Here is a 17,543-nt window from a genome sequence, read left to right on the forward strand (position 1 = left end):
AGAAACACAGTTAAATTGAACTATAAGAATGTACATGTTTTGTATATAAAATGGTTAGCACTCGAGGCCAAGAGTATTTTTTAACTACAAAACAAAATGAGAAAGGGGGGTTCCTTAACAGTGAGGGACAAAAATTATTACAACGAAAGAACAGTTTATGATTCTCAGCTTGAACATTGTGAATCATTCGGTATCTCTAAAGATGTTATTTATTTGTTCATTCAACTACAGGAACAAAAGTATGAACAAAATTATAAAAAAATTCCAAATTCCTGGATACCAAACAAAAGTGATTATTAATCCAAGAAAGAATAAATCTTCGATAGTAGCAGACGGTGTGCAATTATCATTAGATTTTAATAAGGACGAAAAAAGAGATTCAGAGAATTAACGTATAAAAAGTTTCTCACCAGGCAATGATTATTACAAAATCATACTGGAGGGAACAAATTGAAAGAAAAATATCGAGTTGTCAAAGTCAGTTACTCTGAAGAACTATCATCAGAATCGGAACTATGGTTTAGACGTTTTATTGAGAAATCGCTACTAGACCAAGTTGTGAAAGATGATTATAGACTACGAGCTTTACTGATTAAAAAGAGAGGATAATTTACATGAAAAAATTTAAAGTTATTTATACACGCGTCAGTTCAGCAGCACAAAGTCTTGAATTACAAGAAACTGCTGCAAAAAGATATCTTGAATCGATTAATTTAAGTGGAGACGAGGAAACAATTATTTATCTATCTGATCACGATGTTTCTGCAACAAAACTAAAAATGGAACAGCGACCAAAATTGGTTGAATTAATAAACCTAATTAAAGAAGGCAAAGTAGAAAAGCTAATCGTTTATAAACGTGATCGCTTAGCTCGAAACTTTTATGAATTTGTGGATTTAACAAAAATTTTCATTAAATATAATGTGGAAGTTGTATACACTGCTAGTAATGAACCACCCTTTAAAAACAAGCTAGCTCTAGAAGCATTTTATGGAATGTTTGGGCAAATTGAAGGAGAAAATATTCGTACACGTACGGATGATGCTCGAAAACAATATCCTTCCCGTCTTTTTGGGTACACACGTATAAAAGAAGAAGGACAAGTTCGTTTCCAAATTAATGAGGATAAAAGAGATGTAATTCATTCATTATTTGAGGATTTTAGTAATGTCCAAGACGGTGAGCAGTTTTTAAACTTTTTAATGGTAAGACGTAAAGGTTTAAATAAGCCCGAAAAGTTGTTTCGTATTTTATCAAATCCATTTTACGCCGGCCACTATGAAACAAAAAATGGTTATCAGATATTGCCTCATGTAACGCCAATAATTGATTTAGATCTTTTTCTTAAAGGTAAATCTAAACTAGATGAGTATTTTTCCTATTATCAAGAAAGTTTAGAAGATGCCAATAACCAGTTTTTAGTTATACCATATTGCGAAAAGTGTGGAAATGTAATGAAACATCGAAAAGAAAATGTATTTGATATAGGATACTTTGTATGTAGTAATAACCACAAACGACTTTCAATTACGGTTGAAGAGTTAAATAGTTTAGTTAAACAAACATTATTGGAACACATCCAATCGATTTCCGCCAAACATTTAAAAAGCATTATTTCTAAACGCATCATAGCAGAAAATAAAAAGCTCCAAAAAGAATTAGGGGTAACCAAATCTGAATTCCTGGATAATTCACTAACGCTAAGTACTATCGATGTAAAAAGAAAACCTGCTATTGCAAAGCTATTAGATAAAATACAATCACTAAAAGATAAGTACAATGACTTAGAACAGGATTTACAAAGTCTACAGAAACTAGGGAATGAAATTATAGAAATTCATTCACTTTTATCACAGCTTACATTAGATTTCAAACAACAGGACCTTCAGCGACTATCTGAATTGCTTATTGATAAAGTAAAAGTTTATGAAACGTATGTACATGTTGAATTATTCCTTTCATCATATGGAAAAGAGGAAAGGATTTCATGACAAAACTAAACACTACTGGGTATTTACGTTATTCTGATCAGAAACAGAACGACAATCACTCATTAGAAATCCAAAAAAGCCAAATTCAATTATTAGCGGAAAGGGAAAGTCTTGAAATCATTGCTTGGCGAGCTGATAAGGCTACTAGTGCATTTCATAATAACGTTAGTAAACGAGAAGGTATCCAACTAATTATTGAAGATATTAAGAATGGTGCTGGTGCTATCTGCTTCTATGAAGAATCTCGTATAACTAGAAGCATTACTGATTTTTACAATGAGGTTTACTTGCCGATTAAACTGGAGTACCCTCATGTCAAATTTTTTAGTACTCAATCTGAAGCAGAATGGAATCCTAATGATCCGATCGTGCAGGCAAAGCTTGTCTTTGCTGCAGAGGAATCAGAAACAAAATCTGTCCGCGCAAAAGATGCTCAAAAAAGTTTACTGAAACGTGAGCAACCAATAAGACCTGGAAGTCGTACTCCTATTGGCTACAATATGATTGATGGTGCTTTACATCCCAATGAAGATGCTAAAATAGTTCAATTAATCTTCCATCTAGCTTGTTGGGGACACTCTCATGGAATAATTGCTGATTATCTAAACGAATGTAACGTTACAACTAAAAAAGTGAAGTATTGGAACGGTAGCACAATCGGATATATTCTTTCAAATAAGGTTTACTCAGGAAATCTAGCTTGGAATGTTAGGACTAGCTACGATTCTAGTAAACCGAAGCATGAATCAGAGATTGATTTATTCAAAAATGTTCATGAACCAATTATTAGTCCAACCACTTTTCACTTATCTAAACAAATAAATGATTTAAAAAAACAATTTGGCACGATGAATACACCATACTATCTCCGCTCAATAATAAAATGTAAAAAGTGCAATTGTTTTTTAATATCGAAAGATAATTCTCCAAAGGGTAAAAATGGAGAATATATGATTTATAAATGTACAGGATGTAAAAAATCTGTACAAATAATACCAGTTCATCATGCTGTTTTAAATGATCTGCAGAAAAAATGGAATACACAACTCCCTAACTTTTCAGCTACTTCAAAAGAACAGCTTAAAAATTGGGCCACTACCCTTGCTAAAACAAGTAGTAACATAAAACAACTTCTTGAAAAAGCACAATATAACCAAATTATGACGGCAGCAGATATTGAAAGTAATCCTCTATTAGCCGAGGTCTTTCAAACTACTCAGCTGCATTTAAAAAATGAATTAATCTATACAAACGAAACAATAGATGAATTGAATTCTCTTCTTAAAGATGACTATCTGGATAAAATTATAAAAAAATTGATACAACAAAGCTTTATTAATTTTACTGATACAGAATTAAGAGTATTTTTCTTAATGTATTTTGAAGAGGTTGCAATTAACTTTGAGAAGAATAACGAACTTAATATAAATTATCGCCTATCTCCTTTTGTTTCATTGGAGAAGTCAACTGGTTATATAACCGAACAATTTAATTAAATCGATATTTTGACTGGTTAGGAAACCGAATTGAAATGTACTAACTACATTTTCAGAAAATCATCTTTTCATGAATCCCTTGATATCAAGGGATTTAGAGTATAATCATTCGGTTCCCCAACCATCTTGGAATTCCTCGATGGTTAAATTACCGAACGCTATATTTTATTTATGGTCAAAGAACCGAAAATTTAAACTTAAAAATAATATTTTTTTAAAAAAAAGACTTCAAATATAAAAATACGAAGATATAATGATTTTAGAAATATCTAATCAAATAATAGAACCCAAACAAGCGAAAACCGCAGCGGGAACTAATCCACTTAATTATTTTGTGGATTTAGTCCAACTGCGGTTTTTTTGTTTTAAATCCGTTATTTAATCAGTTAATAAAGGAAAATTACAGGGAGTGTGGATTAATACCATGGAACGTACAAAAAATTATACAACTTGGGAATCATTGCCCGACACATTAACAGCACAACATATTTCTCAATTTCTTGGAATCTCTAGAAGAAGAGTTTACGAGTTATTTCTAGTACATGTAGAACAAGGTGGTATCCCTAATTTTGAAATTGGTGCATCTAAAAGAGTCGAAAAATCTGATCTTAAGAATTGGATTGCACATAGAAAAGAAAAAAATTCAATTGATGAATTAAATTCTAGCGTTAGAAAATATTAGAGGAAATGTATGGATTAAGTCCATAGACACTTTCTCACCTCTAGTATTCTCATCAAGCTATAAAAACACTAGATTAGAAAGGTGATAAAACACTATGAAAGGTCATTTTACAAAAAGAGGTTGCACGTGTGATCTAAATCGTTGCATCTGCGGTAAGACGTGGTCGTTCGTTATTGATATAGGAAAGAACCCAAAAACAGGAGAAAGACAACAGAAGACTAAGGGCGGCTTTAAAACAAAACAAGAAGCCGAAGCAGCAGCCGCGGCTATAATTACCGAAGTAAATCAGGGTGCATTCGTTAAAGAATCAGATATTCTATTCAAGGATTTTGCTAATATGTGGTTACCCGCCTACATTGAAAGAAATGCTCCAAAACCCGGAACTGTAAGAATTAGAGAGTACAGTATCAAAAAATTATTGCATTACTTCGCTCATATAAAACTTAAAAATATCACTAAAGAAATGTATCAAGCAGCACTAGATGATTTAAAAGATCAAAATTTTTCTAAAAGCACCATTGAAAGTGTTCATACTACTGGTAAGATGATTTTTAAAATGGCTATAAGTAATAGAGTAATCAGATTAAATGCGGCAGAAAATGCTTATATTAAACGTGATCAACAGACCATTATTGAATTCGATGAAGAAGAACTACCAAATTACTTTGAAAAGGAAGAACTCGCATTATTCTTGGACACAGTTCAAGAAAAAGGACTATATATGGATATCCTAATTTTCCTAACGTTTGCCTATACAGGTATGCGTGTAGGTGAATTAGTTGTTCTAAAATGGAAGGATATTAATTTTGAAAAACAAATTATTAGTATTACGAAGACCTATTATAATCCTAAAAATAATACGAAAAAGTATGAGTTAGGCCCACCTAAAACTAAAAAATCTAGACGTAAGGTTGTCGTCGATGAATTAGTAATAAATGCATTTAGAAAACATAAAGAGGAACAAGAAAAACTCATTAAACGCTTTGGTAACTCCTACTATAACGAAGGATATATATTCGGTAATTTCAATCGTCATCCTGGTTATCCGATTTTGATTAAACTAGTGGAAACTAGAATGGCTAGATTGTTAAAAAAAGTAGACTTAAATCTTGAAGTTACTCCCCATTCTCTTCGCCACACACATACATCGCTTCTTGCAGAAGCTGGGGTAGGACTAGAAGAAATTATGGATCGGTTAGGTCACCAAGACGATGAAGTGACTAGAAAGGTGTATCTTCACGTAACCTCTGAAATGAAAAAAGAAGCTTCAAATAAGTTTAGTGAATTGATGAGAAGCATTGCATGATAAAATAATTGAAAGCAAAATAGAATTATTTTGCTTTCAATCTGCATAGAGATTTTTTATTCCAAATACTTGTCAAATATAAAATGTTTTCTTAAATAATAGCGCTAAATAAATACTGTTCTTCAACAAAAGCACCCGTTACTTTAAGTATAATTATTCACAATCTCTAATTTTAAGAAAACCCCCTTTTCATTATTAAGTGAGTTGTCTTATTAAGGAAGCGACTTCATTTATAGTTACCTTAGAAGAACTGCTTATGGTATAAAAAAGGCCATCTTTGGTCTTTTTTTAGAAATCTATGTATTCCCGTTGAACATTTATTTTTTTGATGATATTACTTTTGTAAATTCAATAATGTTTTTAAAAATTTCCGGGTCAAAGTCGTTAGCACTTTGTGAAATAAAGCTTGACCCTCCATCGATATTCCAATGTTGAAATGCCTCTTTTATTTCATTCCAGTCTGCTTTATCTCCAAACGCTTCTAAATAAAACTTACCAAATGATATTGCATGGATTCTATCTGAATTTCGTAGAGACTCTACCATGAAGGATTTTCCAATTAAAAATGAAAATCTTGCAAGAGAAATTATTAATGCAAGCAAGACGAACCCTACTAAGCCAAGTTGAATTTGTTCAGAAGTTGTTAACTCTTTTTTGGAGTGCATTATAAAATCTGCTTTATATAAAAGAAATGTAATTGCACAAATCAAAAAAGCTCCACATAAAAAATAACTAGCGTAAGCAATGCTTCGATAATCCCTTTCTTTTGCAGTAAGTCTAGTTATCGCTTCCGTAATATATGTTCCTGCATTCTCCTTTACTTTGGCAATAGCCTCCTGTTTCTCTTCTTCAATCGCTTGTGATTCACCTATTAATCTTGAAATTGCTAATGAAAGCACTGATTTAGATTCCTCAATATTTTCTCTTGAACCAATTAGTATATTTTCAAATACTTCAATAAATTCAGGTGGTAGGTTCACATCATCAAACAGAATTGGGATGATAATCGGTTTTTTTCTTTCTCGGTAGTATCCAATTGCCTTGGAAGCTTCAGCATTAACCCAATTGCTATTCTGAGAGTGCTTAGATATTATAATGACAAAGAAGTCAACTGATTTTAATCTTAATGATATTTCGTCTGCTAAAACCTTTTCAGGTAGTATATCTTCAGTTGGTAAAAATACTTTATGTCCATTGTCTTTTAAAAGACCAGCTAAAGATTGAGCAATTCTTGTATCTTCATAGGCAAAAGTAAATTGTATTTGTGCCATATTATCCCCCAAAAACCTATACATTTTTAATAATTACTTTACCATAAAAGGGGATTATAGAAAATAGTTTAACGTAGCGAAACAGCCCCAATTCCAAATTTTCAACCATTCATTTATCACAATATACATAACAGAATTGCTTCTGTTGGTCTGTTATTTCTTTCATAGTTTATTACCTCCAATCAATAAAAAAAGAGGAAGGCTTATTGACCTTCCCAAACCGCAGAAATAAATTATTCCTTCTTTAGTTAACCTGCGGCGTTAGTTGAAGTACATATTTTCACAATCTATAAAGTGATTTAGCATCATTTCACAACTAATTTTAAAATACATTTATACCTATGGAAAAGGGGATGCGCATTATAAATGAAGAAGAAACTAAAAAGAAACAGAATCCGTTGCATACATTGCTGTGATATTATCGAATCAATAAGCACAAATGATTTCAAATCATGCAAATGTGGGGCAGTCGGTATTGATGGTGGTTTAGACTACCCAAAACGTATTTTCGGTTCATACCCAGAAGAAGAACATTACGAAGAATTATCGGAATATGAGTGAAGAGAAGGAACATGTTTGCATTGAAACATGTTCTTTTTTATTTATCTGCACCTCTCGCTAACTTATTAAGCTAATCAATACTTTAATCATTAGGAATCGTTAACCTTCAAAATGGAAATAATGGATATCTGTAATAAAAATTTTGAGGAAAGCGAGGTCATTCAATGAAAGGGCATTTTTACAAGAGAGGTTGTACGTGCAAGAAGAAAAAGTGTACTTGTGGTTCCAAATGGGCTTTTACCATCGATATTGGAATAGATCCGATTACTGGTAAAAGGAAGCAAAAGGTAAGAAGTGGTTTTAAAACTAGAGAAGAAGCTGAGGCAGCTGCTACCGCGCTCATTCATGAGTTAAACCAAGAAATATATATGGAGGAAACTGACTTAACGTTTTGTGAGTTTGCAAATCAGTGGCTCCCAATCTACAGCGAAGCAAAAGATGTTAAACCCGGAACAATTCGAGTCCGTATTCATGAAATCAATAAGTTATTGCCCTACTTTTCCCGGCTGAAATTAAAGGACATTTCAAGGATGAGATATCAAGATGCTCTCAACGATTTAAAGGACAGAGGATATTCTGATAGTACAAGGGAAGGAATAAATCGAACTGGACGAATGATTTTTCGGAAAGCATTAGAATTGGAGCTAATCAAGAAGGACCCTACTGAATTTGCCTATCTTAAAAAGATTAAAAAAACAATTGAACAGTTAGAGGAAGAGGAGATTCCGAAGTATTTGGAAAAGGAAGAGCTTGCACTTTTCTTAAGTACTGCCAAGAGTCAAGGATTGGAATTAGACTACTTAATGTTTATCATCCTGTCCTATACAGGAATTAGGGTTGGTGAACTCATAGCTCTTAAGTGGAAAGATATTGATTTCGTAAATCAGACAATCAGCATTACTAAAACGTATTACAATCCCAATAATAATACCGTTCAGTTTCAGTTGGTGACACCAAAAACGAAAAAATCTAGACGGAAAATTGTTGTGGATGAAGATGTGATCAAAACTTTGAGCCTTCACAAAGAAACTCAAGCAAAAATCATTCAGCAGTTAGGTGAAGATTACTATAATCAAGACTTCATCTTTGCTAAAACAGAGCGACATCCTGGATATCCTTTCGTCATTAAAATGGTACAACTCAGGATGGCTAGACTGCTTGCAATCGCAAAATTAAACAAAGACTTAACACCGCACTCATTGAGACATACACATACTTCGCTTTTAGCAGAAGCAGGTGTCGCACTCGAACAAATCATGGATAGACTTGGCCATACAGATGATCAAATCACCAAGAATGTCTATCTCCACGTAACAAAAGAAATGAAAAAAGAAGCTTCCCAAAAGTTTGCACAACTCATGAGAAGCCTCGATTATAATCCTCTATGTTAGCAAAATGTTAGCATTTCACTTTCACCTTACATACAAACCCTTATATATCAAGGGATTGACGGCCTTATTACATCATGCCGCCCATTCCACCCATGTCAGGCATGCCCATACCGCCGCCGCCTTTTTCTGGAATGTCTGCTACTACTGCTTCTGTAGTCAAGAATAATGCAGCTACAGATGCAGCGTTTTGAAGTGCAGAACGAGTTACTTTAGTTGGATCTACGATACCAGCGTCCATCATGTTTACCCATTCACCAGTTGCTGCGTTGAAACCAATACCGATTGGTTCGCGTTTTAGACGGTCCACTACGATTGAACCTTCCAGACCTGCGTTGTTTGCGATTTGACGAACTGGTTCTTCTAGTGCACGAAGTACAATTTTAAGACCTGTCGCTACGTCGCCTTCTTGTGTTTCTGCAACTTCCGCTACTTTGTTGTATACGTTCACTAGTGCAGTACCACCACCAGATACGATACCTTCTTCAACAGCTGCACGAGTTGCATTAAGAGCGTCTTCAATACGAAGTTTGCGTTCTTTTAGTTCTGTTTCTGTTGCTGCCCCGACTTTCACTACTGCTACTCCGCCAGCAAGTTTTGCAAGGCGTTCTTGTAGTTTTTCTTTGTCGAATTCAGAAGTTGTTTCTTCTAGTTGAGAACGGATTTGAGCTACTCGGCTAGCGATGCGATCTGATTCTCCATTACCTTCAACGATTGTTGTGTTGTCTTTTGTTACTACAACTTTAGAAGCACGTCCTAGTTGTGAAATGTCTGTAGATTTTAATTCTAATCCTAAATCTTCTGTAATTACTTCAGCACCAGTTAGGATTGCGATATCTTCCAGCATTGCTTTACGACGATCTCCGAATCCTGGAGCTTTAACAGCTACAGCATTGAAAGTTCCGCGTAATTTGTTTACAACTAGAGTAGCCAATGCTTCCCCTTCAATATCTTCAGAGATTAGTAAAAGTGGTTTGCCTTGTTGTACTACTTGCTCAAGTACAGGAAGAATTTCTTGAATACTTGAGATTTTTTTATCTGTAATTAAGATATATGGATTATCTAAAACCGCTTCCATTTTATCTGTGTTTGTTGCCATATAAGCAGATGTGTATCCACGGTCGAATTGCATACCTTCTACCACATCAAGCTCCGTTGTGAATCCTTTCGATTCTTCAATGGTAATAACACCGTCGTTACCAACGCGTTCCATTGCTTCAGCGATTAATTCGCCAACTTCAGTGTCCCCTGAAGAAATAGCTGCAACTTGAGCGATAGACTCTTTGCCTTCGATTTCTTTAGAGATTGCTTTTAGTTCTGTAATTGCAGCAGCAACTGCAAGATCGATACCTTTACGAATTCCAACAGGATTTGCACCAGCTGTTACGTTTTTCAATCCTTCACGAATCATGGATTGTGCCAAAACAGTAGCAGTTGTTGTACCGTCACCAGCGATATCATTTGTTTTAGATGCAACTTCTGCAACCAATTTTGCACCCATATTTTCAAATGCATCTTCTAATTCGATATCTTTTGCAATCGTCACACCATCATTTGTAATAAGTGGTGAACCGAATTTTTTCTCCAAAACGACGTTACGTCCTTTTGGTCCAAGCGTTACTTTAACTGCATCCGCAAGTTTATCCACTCCACGCAGCATTGCACTACGAGCGTCTTCACTGAACTTAATTTCTTTTGCCATGTTTTTTTACCTCCTAATTATTGTTTCGTTTTTATTAGCCAATTACAGCTAGAACATCGCTTTCGCGTAATATTAAATATTCGTTATTTTCATATTTTACTTCAGTACCTGCATATTTAGAGAAGATGATACGGTCTCCTTCTTTCACGTCTAATTCAACGCGAGTGCCGTTTTCAAGTACTCGTCCAGTACCGACAGCTATTACTTTTCCTTCTTGTGGCTTCTCTTTAGCAGAGTCTGGAAGTACGATGCCAGATGCTGTTTTTTCCTCAGCTTCGATTAATTCGATTACAATACGATCACCTAATGGTCTTAACAAGTGAAACTACCTCCCTAAAATAGTTGAATTTGATATTATTAGCACTCTTACTCTTCGAGTGCTAACACACTTATAATGATAATTAATCACAGAACATTTTGCAAGCGAGAAGGCTAATTTTTTCTTTTTATCGTTTATTTCCTATACAATGAAAAAGAATTGTTTTCTTGAGAGGAATTAAATAATGTGAAACAACAAAAAACAGGCTTGTATATTTTAATTGTTTACTGCGTCATGCAGCTTTCTGGGGCCCTTTTTGCACCACTACTATATAAAATTCTTGAAACTAGGGACGTTCAAAATGCTGCGTTACTCGCTTCAGGTTGGTGGGTGTTCATAAGCATGGGAGTTGCAACGCTTATTACGCTCCTTTTAGTAAGAAAAAATGATGTTTTCTTGTCTCCGTTGAAAGGAAAGCCGACAACACTTGGGAAAACGATTGGTTGGGGAGTTCTTGGGTTTTTCCTTGTTTTATTAGGCCAAGGGATTGCAGCTAATATCGAAATAAAATTGGGTGTTGAAGCTGGTTCCGAAAATACTGCGCAGTTCATCGAAATTGCACACGCTGTTCCACTAGCAATATTTTCGATTGTCCTATTTGCCCCAATTTTAGAAGAGTTAATTTTTCGCCGCCTCATTTTTGGTTCTTTATTGCCTAAAACGAATTTCTTTGTTGCAGCTGCCGTCAGTGCAATCGTGTTCGGTATTATACACTTCGACTTTACGCACATCCTACTATATGCGGTATCGGGGTTTATATTCGCTTTCATCTATCATAAGACAAAGCGCATTATGGCTTCTATGATTTCTCATATGCTTTTGAATGGTTTTGTTGTGCTCTTCCAGTTTTACGGGGAAGAAATACAAAAGTTTGGAGAAAAAATGCAAAGTTTTCTCGAAATATACTCCCAAATGCACTAAAAAAGTCTTTCACCAAACATATTTGGTGGAAGACTTTTGCTTTATTCTACATTTTAGTTTCGTATAAGATAAATAAGCGTTTGTACTTCTACGGATAAATCAATCGTATGTACACGAATTGTATCCGGAACATTTAACCTTACTGGCGTAAAGTTCAAAATACCTGTTATTTCCGTTTTTGCTAGTCGATCAGCAACTTCTTGAGCAGAGCGACTTGGAACGGTACAAATAACTAACTCAATGCCATATTCCAACAACTTCTCTTCCATTACACTAGGATTAAAAACTGGAATATCACTTTTCATCATTCCTTCAACCGGTGCTTTTGTATCGAAGGCAACAACAATTTTCGTATTATGGTTTTTTTGAAAGTTATACTTAAGAAAAGCAGTTCCTAAACTACCAACCCCAATAAGCGCAACATTTGCTGCTTCATCCTGATCTAATGTTTTACGAAAAAACTCCAGTAAGTTAGCAACATCATATCCATAACCTTTTTTCCCTAGAGCTCCAAAATGAGAAAAGTCTCTACGAATCGTTGCAGAATCTATTTTCATCACGTCACTTAATTCTTGCGATGAAACTCTTTTATGACCAGCATTATGAAAGCTTTGTAAAAATCTATAATATAGTGGAAGCCTTTTTGTTGTTGCTTGAGGAATTTTTGGTAATTCAGGTTTCATAAAAACACTCCTATTTCATTGGAACGAATCGATTTTAACGCACTTAACATTCATTTCATTATAAAGCTATAGCGTTGCAACGACAAGACCTATCTATTACACTTAAGATAGAATTGAGGTGCGAATCATCGTGATTGTTTTACAAGTCAATCAAGTAACAAAATCCTTTAATGGGGAAGATATATTAACAAACGTAAAGTTAGAGGTTCAAGACCGGGATCGGGTCGCACTTGTCGGCCGAAACGGTGCTGGAAAATCTACATTACTTAAAATAATTGCTGGCGAAATGTCGCATGATTCCGGCGATATTATTATGCCGAAAAACATTCGATTAGGCTATCTAGAACAACATGCCGGACTCGAATCAAAACTCTCCATCTGGGAGGAAATGAAGTCCATCTTTAGTCATCTGATTGACTCTGAAAAAGAGCTTCGTTCATTAGAATCGCAAATGGCTGACCCATCCGTATATGAGGTTTCCGAAGTTTATGCTCGAGTAGCCGCTACGTACGATGAACTACAACTAGCTTTCAATGAAGCAGGCGGTTATCGATTCGAATCTGACATCCGCTCTATCTTACACGGGATGCAATTCTTCCCTGAAGATTATGATAAACCTGTACAAGCGTTATCTGGTGGCCAAAAGACAAGGCTTGCACTAGCCAAAATGCTGCTTAGCAAACCAGATTTACTTATTTTAGATGAGCCTACCAATCATTTAGATATAGCTACATTAAACTTTTTAGAAAACTATTTGAAAAATTATAGTGGTGCGATTCTAATCGTTTCGCATGACCGCTACTTTTTAGATCAAGTAGTGAACTTTGTATATGAAGTTTCTCGCCATAACGTATCAAGATATGTTGGTAATTACAGCAGCTATCTAGATCAAAAAGCAAAGAACTATGAACGAGATAAAAAAATGTATGAAAGACAGCAAGAGGAAAAGGCGAAGTTGGAAGACTTCGTCAACAAGAATTTAGCTCGTGCCTCTACAACGAAAATGGCACAGTCGAGACGAAAGGTAATTGAAAAAACAGACTGGATGGATTCACCAGACGGCGATGAAAAATCAGCTAATTTCGGCTTTACAATTGACCGTCCAAGCGGTAACGACGTGCTTCGTCTCGAAGAAATTGCTGTTGGATATCCAAACAAAAAAGTTTCCTCCAATATTTCGTTTTCTGTTTATAAGCAAGATCGGATCGCACTTGTTGGGCCTAATGGCGTTGGTAAGTCTACCCTCTTGAAAACCATAATGAAGCAAATAGATCATGCCGGTGGTAAAATACAATACGGAACGAATGTCCAATTTGGATACTACGACCAAGAACAAGCCGCTCTCACTGGCAATAAAACCGTACTTCTAGAACTTTGGGATGAATGGCCACAGATGAATGAAAAAGATGTCCGCAATGTATTGGGACGCTTTCTTTTTAGCGGAGATGATGTGCAAAAAACTGTTTCTACGTTATCTGGTGGAGAGAAAGCAAGACTTGCCCTAGCTAAGTTAATGCTATTAAAAGCAAACACTTTAGTACTCGATGAACCGACGAATCATTTAGACTTAGATAGTAAGGAAGTATTAGAAAATGCATTACTAGAGTTTCCCGGAACCATCCTCTTCGTATCGCATGACCGTTACTTTATCAATAGAATCTCTACGAAGGTTATTGAGTTATCGAATGATAATGCTGCTCTTTTCTTAGGTGATTACGATTACTACTTAGAAAAGAAAGAAGAGCTTGAAGAACTTGCTCTAGAAAATGCGATCATCGAAAAAACGGTTGTCGTAAAGACAAGCACTTCGACGATTGATAAAGAAGCGAAGAAGAAAGAACGCCAACTCCGACGCCAATTGGAAGAATTAGAATCACAAATTCCAAAAGTGGATTCAGAAATAGCTTCTATAGAAGAAAAGCTTTGCGATCCAGCAATTTTCCAAGATCACGAAGCAGTCCAACAATTACAGCTTGAATTAGATGGATTAAAGACAAAACAAGATGATTTATCGAATGAATGGCTGGAATTACAAGAGCTATTAGAGGAAATCGCTCCAAATTAAAGGGATACCCATGATGGGTGTCTCTTTTTTTGTTGAGACCAAAAGTATAGTGTAAAACTGGTCTCGGGTAGTGGCATATTGGTCTCGGGTTCAGCACAATCGGTCTCGAATAGCCATTTAGTGTAAATAAAAGCCCCTAGTTAGCAGATTTCTATATAGAAAAGGATGTTTTTGCATATATGCATTATAATATGTCGAACATAGTGGCAAAACGACTTGTCGATTCTTGCCCATATATGTTGGTCAACCCCTTTTTTTCACTTAATCTTTTTCCACAAATTTATTCACATCAAAAAACCAGTAATAGCAACATATCAACAGACTTATGCACACTATCCACAGATTTGATAGTCTTCCATCTACGAAGTTGTGTATAAAAAAGACACTATATATTGAAATAGAAATAATTATACACAGGTTATCCACAGATTGTGCATAAGTACGAATGTTCTCTCTTGACAATCGAAAAAAATCCTGTTAAAAAATCCCCTTTTCTTGTCGAAGAAAAGGGGATTTCGTTTACCAATTATGAAGTTCCATCCCTGGTCGACCATTCATCGACAAATTTCCTGTTTTCCCTGCTGAAAACATAGAGTTTCCTGCTGCCGCAATCATCGCTGCATTATCTGTGCATAGTGAGATAGGTGGAACATAAAATGGAATATTTTCTTTTGCAAATGTTTCTTCGAGTGTACGGCGAAGTCCTTTATTCGCAGCAACTCCACCAGCAGCAATGACTTGTTTTACATTGAACTCACGGGCTGCTCTTAACGTTTTTGCCGTTAACACTTCTACTACACTTTGTTGGAATCCAGCTGCTAAATGGTTCGGATTAATTTTTTCTCCGCGCTGCTCCGCATTATGTTGATAATTAATAACCGCTGATTTCAAGCCACTGAAACTAAAATCATATGATCCTTCTTCTAGCCAAGCTCTTGGAAACGGCACTGCTCCGTCGCTGTCATTTGCCAGTCGATCAATATGAGGACCACCAGGGTAAGGAAGATTCAATACACGAGCCACTTTATCGTATGCTTCTCCCGCTGCATCATCTCGGGTCTCTCCTATTAATTCAAACTGACCGTCCGCTTTCATTAGTACAAGTTCAGTATGTCCTCCTGAAACTACTAGCGCAAGAAGCGGAAACTCCATCGGCTGCACAAGTGCATTCGCATAAATATGACCGGCAATATGATGCACACCAACAAGAGGAAGACCGTTTGCAAAGGAAAAAGCTTTTGCTGCATTTATTCCAATTAAAAGCGCTCCTACAAGTCCTGGACCTTCTGTAACTGCTACTGCATCCAAATCTTTTGGCGACATATCCGCTTGTTTCAATGCTTCTTCAATGACAATTGTAATTTGTTCTACATGATGTCTTGACGCAATTTCTGGGACGACTCCACCAAAGCGCTTATGGCTTTCAATTTGAGAAGCGACCACATTAGATATAATTTCATGCCCATTTTTCACAATGGATGCTGCGGTTTCATCACAGCTTGTTTCTATTCCTAAAATATATTGATCTTTTGTCATTTAAATTCCACCCACATCACAAGCGCATCCTCCTGCGTATCTGTATAATAGTTTTTTCGTATGCCGCCGTCTTGGAATCCTAATTTATGATATAAATTCTTCGCAATGTCATTTGTTACCCTTACTTCCAACGTCATAAGCACCACATTTTGTTCTAGCACTACTCGAATTGCTTCACGCATTAAACCTTCCCCAATTTTATGTCCGCGCATACATTCCACAACCGCTACATTTGTGATATGACTTTCATCCATGACGAGCCACATACCGCAGTAACCAATAATTTCTTTCGTTTCTGTCTCCGCCACAATATAATACGAATACAAATTGGTCGCCATTTCATGCTCAAATGCTTCTCTCGTCCAAGGCGTCGAAAAAGCTTCTTCTTCTATTAAAAGCACTTGATCGATATCTTCCATCGCCATTTTTCGATACGTTATTAGTAGATTAGTTTCCATTATTCTTCTGCTCTTTCATCCAGTTTGCCTCTGCTTCTGTCACGCGTAAATACTCCGGCACCATCGCATGCACGTTAGTAGCTTCTTGCTTTTTCGCAAGTTCAATTAAAACCGATGCACTTGGCAAATCGAATGCTGCGTTTGTACGTTGCACTTTATCTCCGAGTACTTCTTTTATTTGCTCCCAGTGAATGGCAACATCCATACCGACAAATAAAACTGGTTGTCCCATTTCATCCACTGTTTCAAGTAGTTCGACTAACGACATATGAGCTTCCTTCACTACTTCACTATTCGTATATATGCCCGCAAATACATTGCCGCGCCTTGCATCCATAATCGCACAAACAACACCCGGAAAGTGCGGTACATTTCCAGCTAACACATGTAAACTAGACACCGAAAAAATAGGAATATTTAGTGTCCATGCAAGTGTTTTCCCTATTGTCACACCGATTCGCACTCCTGTATAAGAACCAGGACCATTTGCAACGGCAATCGCATCAATTTCTCCAGGTTTGATGTCCGCTTTTTTCAATATTTCTTCAATTGCAGGCATCGTTCCAATCGAATGCGTAATTTTAAGGGATGATTTATACTCTGCAATCACTTGATTGTCCTTTACAATAGCTACTGCAAGCGGTGTATGTGATGTATCTATTCCTAACCAAATCATTCAAAAAGCTCCTCGCATAATTGTTCATATCGTTTGCCTAAAGGCTCAAACGTAAACTTTCGCTTATCGTCCTCCAAGCGTAGTATTTGAATCGCCAAACGCTCTGTCGGCAAATCTTCTTCTATTAAATGGGCCCATTCGATAATACTGACGGCATCCCCGTAAAATAACTCGTCCCACCCTAAATCCTCATCACTATCTGCTAAACGGTATACATCTAAGTGATTTAAAGGGATTCTTCCTTCATACTGCTTTAATATAGTGAACGTTGGGCTATTTACATTTCGCGTAATTCCCAAGCCTTTTGCAACGCTTTTCGTAAAGGTGGTTTTGCCTGCTCCTAAATCTCCCTCTAGAGTGAGCACATCACTAGTCTGTAGGAGTGCCGATAGTTGTTGGGCTAGTGCCTCGGTTTCTAGTTCTGAATAAATTATACGCTCATATTTCATCTAATGCGATCCTTTCAAGTTCACTTCTATTTGCTTCTA

At 36.0% G+C, this 17,543-nt stretch carries 17 protein-coding genes; 9 read left to right on the top strand and 8 right to left on the bottom strand.

Annotation, left to right across the window (positions count from 1 at the left end):
- Nucleotides 1-120 precede the first annotated feature (120 nt).
- The 6 genes from ACEPXD_RS16690 (at nucleotide 121) to ACEPXD_RS16715 (ending at nucleotide 5,475) form a co-directional block, all read left to right on the top strand.
- Nucleotides 121-300, top strand: coding sequence for a hypothetical protein (locus ACEPXD_RS16690; protein WP_391117743.1), 180 nt, complete (start codon nucleotides 121-123; stop codon nucleotides 298-300).
- Nucleotides 301-450: 150 nt separating this feature from the next.
- On the top strand, nucleotides 451-609 hold the full coding sequence (locus ACEPXD_RS16695) for a hypothetical protein (RefSeq protein ID WP_391117745.1): 159 nt from the start codon (nucleotides 451-453) through the stop codon (nucleotides 607-609).
- Nucleotides 610-614: 5 nt separating this feature from the next.
- The gene (locus tag ACEPXD_RS16700) at nucleotides 615-1,991 is read left to right on the top strand and encodes a recombinase family protein (protein ID WP_391117747.1); all 1,377 of its coding nucleotides are present in this window, start codon (nucleotides 615-617) and stop codon (nucleotides 1,989-1,991) included.
- Nucleotides 1,988-3,487 (top strand): recombinase family protein, encoded by a 1,500-nt coding sequence (locus ACEPXD_RS16705; protein ID WP_391117749.1) that lies wholly within the window; start codon nucleotides 1,988-1,990, stop codon nucleotides 3,485-3,487. Before ACEPXD_RS16700 ends, ACEPXD_RS16705 begins: the two co-directional genes overlap by 4 nt.
- Before the next feature lie 424 nt (nucleotides 3,488-3,911).
- Entirely contained in the window at nucleotides 3,912-4,169 is a 258-nt protein-coding gene (locus ACEPXD_RS16710; protein WP_391117751.1) for a helix-turn-helix domain-containing protein, read from the top strand.
- A 94-nt stretch (nucleotides 4,170-4,263) separates the two neighbouring features.
- Entirely contained in the window at nucleotides 4,264-5,475 is a 1,212-nt protein-coding gene (locus tag ACEPXD_RS16715; protein WP_391117753.1) for a tyrosine-type recombinase/integrase, read from the top strand.
- A gap of 317 nt (nucleotides 5,476-5,792) precedes the next feature.
- Here ACEPXD_RS16715 and ACEPXD_RS16720 read toward each other — a convergent pair whose 3' ends face one another.
- Nucleotides 5,793-6,746, bottom strand: coding sequence for a toll/interleukin-1 receptor domain-containing protein (locus tag ACEPXD_RS16720; RefSeq protein WP_391117755.1), 954 nt, complete (start codon nucleotides 6,744-6,746; stop codon nucleotides 5,793-5,795).
- A gap of 725 nt (nucleotides 6,747-7,471) precedes the next feature.
- Between ACEPXD_RS16720 and ACEPXD_RS16725 the strand changes: the two genes are divergently transcribed.
- On the top strand, nucleotides 7,472-8,698 hold the full coding sequence (locus ACEPXD_RS16725) for a tyrosine-type recombinase/integrase (protein WP_391117757.1): 1,227 nt from the start codon (nucleotides 7,472-7,474) through the stop codon (nucleotides 8,696-8,698).
- A 67-nt stretch (nucleotides 8,699-8,765) separates the two neighbouring features.
- Here ACEPXD_RS16725 and groL read toward each other — a convergent pair whose 3' ends face one another.
- Both groL and groES read right to left on the bottom strand, forming a co-directional pair.
- A complete protein-coding gene (gene groL, locus ACEPXD_RS16730; protein ID WP_391117759.1) occupies nucleotides 8,766-10,397 on the bottom strand; it encodes a chaperonin GroEL in 1,632 nt (543 codons plus the stop codon).
- A 34-nt stretch (nucleotides 10,398-10,431) separates the two neighbouring features.
- Complete coding sequence (groES, locus tag ACEPXD_RS16735; protein WP_391117761.1) at nucleotides 10,432-10,716, bottom strand: co-chaperone GroES; 285 nt, start codon at nucleotides 10,714-10,716, stop codon at nucleotides 10,432-10,434.
- Between the two features lie 186 nt (nucleotides 10,717-10,902).
- Here groES and ACEPXD_RS16740 point away from each other — a divergent pair, with 186 nt between their 5' ends.
- Nucleotides 10,903-11,637, top strand: a complete 735-nt coding sequence (locus ACEPXD_RS16740) for a CPBP family intramembrane glutamic endopeptidase (protein ID WP_391117763.1) — start codon at nucleotides 10,903-10,905, stop codon at nucleotides 11,635-11,637.
- A 53-nt stretch (nucleotides 11,638-11,690) separates the two neighbouring features.
- Here the strand turns inward: ACEPXD_RS16740 and ACEPXD_RS16745 are convergent, their stop codons facing one another.
- Nucleotides 11,691-12,320: a redox-sensing transcriptional repressor Rex gene (locus tag ACEPXD_RS16745; RefSeq protein ID WP_391117765.1), complete on the bottom strand. Its 630-nt coding sequence runs from the start codon at nucleotides 12,318-12,320 to the stop codon at nucleotides 11,691-11,693.
- A gap of 130 nt (nucleotides 12,321-12,450) precedes the next feature.
- On the opposite strand from ACEPXD_RS16745, the gene ACEPXD_RS16750 reads away from it, so the two are divergent.
- Nucleotides 12,451-14,385, top strand: a complete 1,935-nt coding sequence (locus tag ACEPXD_RS16750) for an ABC-F family ATP-binding cassette domain-containing protein (RefSeq protein ID WP_391117767.1) — start codon at nucleotides 12,451-12,453, stop codon at nucleotides 14,383-14,385.
- A 519-nt stretch (nucleotides 14,386-14,904) separates the two neighbouring features.
- On the opposite strand, the gene tsaD is transcribed toward ACEPXD_RS16750, so the two are convergent.
- The 4 genes from tsaD to tsaE are packed head-to-tail and all read right to left on the bottom strand — an operon-like array spanning nucleotide 14,905 to nucleotide 17,504.
- Nucleotides 14,905-15,921, bottom strand: a complete 1,017-nt coding sequence (gene tsaD, locus ACEPXD_RS16755) for a tRNA (adenosine(37)-N6)-threonylcarbamoyltransferase complex transferase subunit TsaD (protein WP_391117768.1) — start codon at nucleotides 15,919-15,921, stop codon at nucleotides 14,905-14,907.
- The gene (gene rimI / locus ACEPXD_RS16760; RefSeq protein ID WP_391117770.1) at nucleotides 15,918-16,379 is read right to left on the bottom strand and encodes a ribosomal protein S18-alanine N-acetyltransferase; all 462 of its coding nucleotides are present in this window, start codon (nucleotides 16,377-16,379) and stop codon (nucleotides 15,918-15,920) included. Before rimI ends, tsaD begins: the two co-directional genes overlap by 4 nt.
- Nucleotides 16,369-17,055, bottom strand: coding sequence for a tRNA (adenosine(37)-N6)-threonylcarbamoyltransferase complex dimerization subunit type 1 TsaB (tsaB, locus tag ACEPXD_RS16765; RefSeq protein ID WP_391117771.1), 687 nt, complete (start codon nucleotides 17,053-17,055; stop codon nucleotides 16,369-16,371). Before tsaB ends, rimI begins: the two co-directional genes overlap by 11 nt.
- On the bottom strand, nucleotides 17,052-17,504 hold the full coding sequence (gene tsaE / locus ACEPXD_RS16770; protein WP_391117773.1) for a tRNA (adenosine(37)-N6)-threonylcarbamoyltransferase complex ATPase subunit type 1 TsaE: 453 nt from the start codon (nucleotides 17,502-17,504) through the stop codon (nucleotides 17,052-17,054). The genes tsaB and tsaE overlap by 4 nt, the downstream gene beginning before the upstream one ends.
- Between the last annotated feature and the right edge of the window lie 39 nt (nucleotides 17,505-17,543).

Origin of the sequence: Psychrobacillus sp. L3, assembly GCF_042945595.1 — a bacterium.
Lineage (GTDB): Bacteria > Bacillota > Bacilli > Bacillales_A > Planococcaceae > Psychrobacillus.

Coding starts and splice junctions, on each gene's coding strand:
- ACEPXD_RS16700 (WP_391117747.1), top strand. CDS start 615: ATGAAAAAATTTAAAGTTATTTATACACGCGTCAGTTCAGCAGCACAA.
- ACEPXD_RS16705 (WP_391117749.1), top strand. CDS start 1,988: ATGACAAAACTAAACACTACTGGGTATTTACGTTATTCTGATCAGAAA.
- ACEPXD_RS16710 (WP_391117751.1), top strand. CDS start 3,912: ATGGAACGTACAAAAAATTATACAACTTGGGAATCATTGCCCGACACA.
- ACEPXD_RS16715 (WP_391117753.1), top strand. CDS start 4,264: ATGAAAGGTCATTTTACAAAAAGAGGTTGCACGTGTGATCTAAATCGT.
- ACEPXD_RS16720 (WP_391117755.1), bottom strand. CDS start 6,746: ATGGCACAAATACAATTTACTTTTGCCTATGAAGATACAAGAATTGCT.
- ACEPXD_RS16725 (WP_391117757.1), top strand. CDS start 7,472: ATGAAAGGGCATTTTTACAAGAGAGGTTGTACGTGCAAGAAGAAAAAG.
- groL (WP_391117759.1), bottom strand. CDS start 10,397: ATGGCAAAAGAAATTAAGTTCAGTGAAGACGCTCGTAGTGCAATGCTG.
- ACEPXD_RS16745 (WP_391117765.1), bottom strand. CDS start 12,320: ATGAAACCTGAATTACCAAAAATTCCTCAAGCAACAACAAAAAGGCTT.
- tsaD (WP_391117768.1), bottom strand. CDS start 15,921: ATGACAAAAGATCAATATATTTTAGGAATAGAAACAAGCTGTGATGAA.
- rimI (WP_391117770.1), bottom strand. CDS start 16,379: ATGGAAACTAATCTACTAATAACGTATCGAAAAATGGCGATGGAAGAT.
- tsaB (WP_391117771.1), bottom strand. CDS start 17,055: ATGATTTGGTTAGGAATAGATACATCACATACACCGCTTGCAGTAGCT.
- tsaE (WP_391117773.1), bottom strand. CDS start 17,504: ATGAAATATGAGCGTATAATTTATTCAGAACTAGAAACCGAGGCACTA.